The organism is Desmonostoc vinosum (genome assembly GCF_059505385.1).
In genome coordinates, this window is sequence record NZ_JCACKM010000289.1 from 1 (window position 1) to 4,266 (window position 4,266).

Annotated in this window: 5 protein-coding genes; 3 read left to right on the top strand and 2 right to left on the bottom strand. The window is 45.3% G+C overall.

Annotated features, from left to right (window positions below):
* Positions 1 to 80 precede the first annotated feature (80 nt).
* On the bottom strand, positions 81 to 386 hold the full coding sequence (locus AC5JMF_RS30050) for a hypothetical protein (protein ID WP_495799364.1): 306 nt from the start codon (positions 384 to 386) through the stop codon (positions 81 to 83).
* Between the two features lie 129 nt (positions 387 to 515).
* On the opposite strand from AC5JMF_RS30050, the gene AC5JMF_RS30055 reads away from it, so the two are divergent.
* The 3 genes from AC5JMF_RS30055 to AC5JMF_RS30065 all read left to right on the top strand — a co-directional run bounded on the left by AC5JMF_RS30055 (position 516) and on the right by AC5JMF_RS30065 (position 1,890).
* The gene (locus AC5JMF_RS30055) at positions 516 to 713 is read left to right on the top strand and encodes a DUF2281 domain-containing protein (RefSeq protein ID WP_495799365.1); all 198 of its coding nucleotides are present in this window, start codon (positions 516 to 518) and stop codon (positions 711 to 713) included.
* On the top strand, positions 710 to 967 hold the full coding sequence (locus AC5JMF_RS30060; RefSeq protein ID WP_495799366.1) for a type II toxin-antitoxin system RelE family toxin: 258 nt from the start codon (positions 710 to 712) through the stop codon (positions 965 to 967). Before AC5JMF_RS30055 ends, AC5JMF_RS30060 begins: the two co-directional genes overlap by 4 nt.
* 389 nt (positions 968 to 1,356) lie before the next feature.
* On the top strand, positions 1,357 to 1,890 hold the full coding sequence (locus AC5JMF_RS30065; RefSeq protein WP_495799367.1) for a hypothetical protein: 534 nt from the start codon (positions 1,357 to 1,359) through the stop codon (positions 1,888 to 1,890).
* 353 nt (positions 1,891 to 2,243) lie between these two features.
* Here AC5JMF_RS30065 and AC5JMF_RS30070 read toward each other — a convergent pair whose 3' ends face one another.
* Positions 2,244 to 4,199: a WD40 repeat domain-containing protein gene (locus AC5JMF_RS30070; protein ID WP_495799368.1), complete on the bottom strand. Its 1,956-nt coding sequence runs from the start codon at positions 4,197 to 4,199 to the stop codon at positions 2,244 to 2,246.
* Between the last annotated feature and the right edge of the window lie 67 nt (positions 4,200 to 4,266).

Sequence of the window (4,266 nt, forward strand, 5' to 3'; positions counted from 1 at the left end):
TTTCCCTCCGCAGGCGACTGCGTTAGCGAGCTTGCGAGCGTCACCCGAAGGGGGAAGGGAGAAATTTTTATGATAAGTGATTAGCCGGAAAAGATTTGTAGGCGATCGCTCTCCCAGGCTTGGGGTTGCTTGTTCTCGTCTCGGTGAGCGCGACCGCGTTTGTGTTCGTATGGAATTGTTTGCCCGTCATGAGTGCGAAGGGCATCAAGCCGACCGCGTAATCCCAATTCTTCGCTTTCGAGAAAAAGTTCCTCCCACTCTTCGTCTTCCTGTTTTTCTATTTCAGTATGCAGTCTGTGTCCAGCAAACACGGCTCTGTAGTTATATACAGTATTTGTCAACTGTTGTATACTTTTTGGATAAGCTGTTCCATATATAACTTGCATAATTAGGGCGGGCAAGATGCCCACCCCACAAGAGTTTTATTTAATTTGATTATGTAATTTAGATGTTTTTTAGCTTACTAAACAAGTCTAGAATTATGGAGGCGTGTACATCAATTTTAAGAGGTTAGCGTGAATACCAAACAGAAAATTCTCGAAGAAATAGAAGAAGTGCCAGAAGAAATATTGATAGAAGTTTTAGATTTTTTACAGTTTCTAAAAGCTAAGGAAGACAAAACTGATGTTGAAGATGCACGTGTTGCTCTAGAAGAAGCACAAATAGAAGGCACTACTTCTTTGTCTGCCCTGAAAAGGGAATTAGATTTGTGAGCTACCAGGTTGAGTTAACACCGGCAGCAGTCCGCCAAATTAAAAAATTACCACGCGAAGTTCAACAGCGACTAGCGCTCAAACTTGAGGAATTAGCTATTGAGCCACGTCCAGATGGAGTAGTCAAACTAGAGGGATCTGACTCACTATATCGAGTCCGCTTTCGTGGCTACCGAATTATCTACGAAATTCAAGACAAAGTATTATTAGTGACTGTCGTTAAAGTAGCACACCGCAGAGATGTGTATAGGTAAATCGGCAGACAGCAACCAACGGAGCGGCTAATGCCCACACTGGATTGCACGCCTGCCATCCATGAACTACGGCATGGGTCGGTGTCGGAGGCGAAGCAGATACGCTTTGAGACAAGACAATGGAGCGATCGCACCCTCAAGTCGTCGAAGTATATTCCATTCCCAAAGCGGCTGCTGAAACGGATAGAGCAGATGAAGCACTGGAATCAGGTTTTGTGCATTTGTAGTTTTGCATAGACACTACTTAAAATAACCGCTATGCATATAGGGCAGAGTTTACTATGATTAGAAGGATAAGACCACAAGATTTTCTATGGCTGATCCATATCACAGGGTAGGAAGTAGATGCAAGTTACGCTTGATACAGCCTCAGAAACTAATTTACATAGATGAATAAAGTTACCATTATTGCAACATCCCTGCTGCTGTTCTCTGGATTGCCAACTGTAGCTCAAGCTAGTTTGTCGAGAATGATTGAAGTTTCAGGAGCAAAACAAAATAGTCCTAGCTATATCGGGTTGCGCTATCGAGATATACCCAAAGGATTGAAAGATTTAGGCGGCTGGATAGTCGGTAATCCTCAAGCCGGACGTGAATATGCGATCGCTCATGTTAAGAAGGGAAATCAGGAGATGTTATGGTTTGAAATTCTTGTTTCAATAGATAGCCAAGGGAAACCAACTTTTCAAGTCATAGATGTACTCAATTTGTCTAAACTAAATAAATCAGATCAGATAGGACATAATGGTTCATGCTTGCTAAAAGGAGTTCGTGACCCTGAAATAGTAGCAATTGTTAAATACCAAGATAGTGAATACTGGAGGCAGATTAAAAAAGCTTGGCGCTCTAATCGCAACTTAGGTAAGTTTGAAGAAATTTCTCCTCGCAATATCGCTTGTGAAAATCCAGGATGGGGAGTTTAAAATAATCCGACAGGACTTGTACACTCCAACTGCGATCGCTCCTACCCTGAATTCTGCATTCTGCCTAATTCGGCAGACTTGGATTGTCTTGATATTCCGTACCGCAGATTTAGAGTTGTGCCACCAGATCCTCACGTGTTTGACCGAGATGGAGATGGCATTGGGTGTGAACTATCAGAGCTAGATATTGGTACGCCATCATCATAGGAGATAAACACTTTTCTAGAGTGTTCGAGGGCAAAAGTTCCCACGACACATCGAGAACGCCGATAACTCTGGATACGTTAAGAAATCTCACTGTTTCTTAGCGAATGAATCCCCAACTATATTGCTTGCAATTAGTTGGGGTGCGTTCAATTGGTTTGACACAACTTTGTGTCTTTTGCGTCTGGATTGGTTCGCAGATAATCTCGCACCCAATCGCAACCAATCTGTTCTAGTCGATTGATATCAATTGCTTGTTGCAAGTTCCAAATAATCGCACTCTTATCCCAACTGCCAGATGCTAGCCAACGTCCATCTTGGCTCAAGGCTAACCCATCAACAACATCTTCATGAGCTTTGAGAGTTGCTAACAAGTTGCCGTTTGGTTTCCAGAGCTTGATAGTATGATCGCGGCTCCCGGATGCGATCGTTTTGCCATCGGGACTGAAAGCAACCGCGTAGACTTTGTTACCATGATCGCTAATGGTGCGAAGTAGTTTTCCCTCCACTGTCCAAAGTTTAACGGTGCGATCGTGACTGCCTGAGACAATGAGTTTACCATCTGGACTAAAGGCCAAATCTTGCACTTCCCCTTTATGCCCTGTAAAAGTGCGAATCAACCTGCCATCAAGATGCCAGAGTTTAATTGTGCCATCATAACTGCTGGTGGCAATCTGCTTTCCATCGGGACTAAAGCGGATGCGGCCGATACCATTTTGATGTCCGGTTAAGGTAGCAACTAAGCTCCCGTCTAACTTCCAGACTCTAGCTAAATTTTGGATTGTGTTGCCTGCTGCCAATAGTTGACCATCAGGACTAAACTCAACGGTGGTACATTCGGCTGATGGCTGCGCGTTTTGGTTTGGATCGATAGTTGCAGTTGGCCCAAGGAGCGAAAATGTCTTTAACTGCCTACCATTGGCTTGCCAGAGGTGAATAATGCCAGTGCCATCGCTGGAAGCCAGACGTTGACCATCGGGATGAAAAGCAACTCCACTGGCGATCGCTTTATGTCCCCGAAAGGTGGTGAGTAAGCGACCAGAGAGCGTCCACAGTTTCACTGTCCGATCCCAACTGACCGAGGCAACGCGCTGACCTTCAGGGCTAAACGCCACCTGCAACCGTGCCTGATGTCCCAAAAGCCGGGTCACAATTGGGTTGTGCAATTGCCAAAGTTTGACTAAATTGTTAGAGCCAGAAGAGACAAGCTGCTTCCCATCCGGGGTAAACGCCACTCTCCAAGCAGCATCTCCCTGTTTGAGTGTTAATAACAATGTACCATCCTGTCGCCACACCTTCACTGTTTGGTCGGCACTTGCAGAAACGAGCAGTTGTCCATCTGGACTAAAGCTAATGCCAAAAATGTCAGTAGTATGTGCCGCCAAAGTCTGCATCAGGCGACCATCTCGATGCCAGAGTTTCATCACTCCTTGCATATCTCCAGATGCCAGCAGTTGACCATCCTGGCTCCAACTCACCACATTGACTCGTCCCTGATGCCCTACTAACGTTTTGATTAAGCGTCCATCGCTACTCCAAAGCTTGACGGTGCGATCTTCGCTAGCAGAAGCAATTGTCTGTCCATCCTTGCTCAAATCCACACCCCAGACTACATCCTGATGCCCTTTGAGGCTGCGAACCAAACGACCGTTCAGATTCAAGATTTTGATGGTGCGATCGTCACTCGCCACCACAATTGACTGACCATTGGAGCTAAAGGTGAGCTTGAATAAGAGAGTCTCACTGTGTGAATCGGGTTGCTGCTTCCAAGTCCAAAGCAGTCGTCCGTCCCGTCTGTAGAGTTTCACTTTTCCTCCTTGAGTGGATGCAGCCAAAAATTGACCATTAGGACTGAAAACCACGTCAAAAACCCAACCATTGGCATTTAAAGTCTGTAATAATCTGCCATCCCTCGCCCAAAGTTTGATGGTTTTGTCGCGGCTGCCTGTGGCAATTTGTTGCCCATCTGGACTAAAAACCACACTATACACAAAATCCTGATGCCCAACCAAGCGGTTAGATTCTACTGCTCCATATACTGCTTGCCGCAGCACATCTTCTACTTGAGCGATCATAGTAGCATTGACGTGGCTTAATTGCCGCAATTGCTGTTTTGCCCCCTAGCTATCTAATTGGTATTTCAGGGCTTGAGACTCAAGCATAGTAAGAAGT

Bases quoted from the DNA above. Each gene is read 5' to 3' on its own strand.
- AC5JMF_RS30050 (WP_495799364.1), bottom strand. From the start codon at position 386: ATGCAAGTTATATATGGAACAGCTTATCCAAAAAGTATACAACAGTTG.
- AC5JMF_RS30065 (WP_495799367.1), top strand. From the start codon at position 1,357: ATGAATAAAGTTACCATTATTGCAACATCCCTGCTGCTGTTCTCTGGA.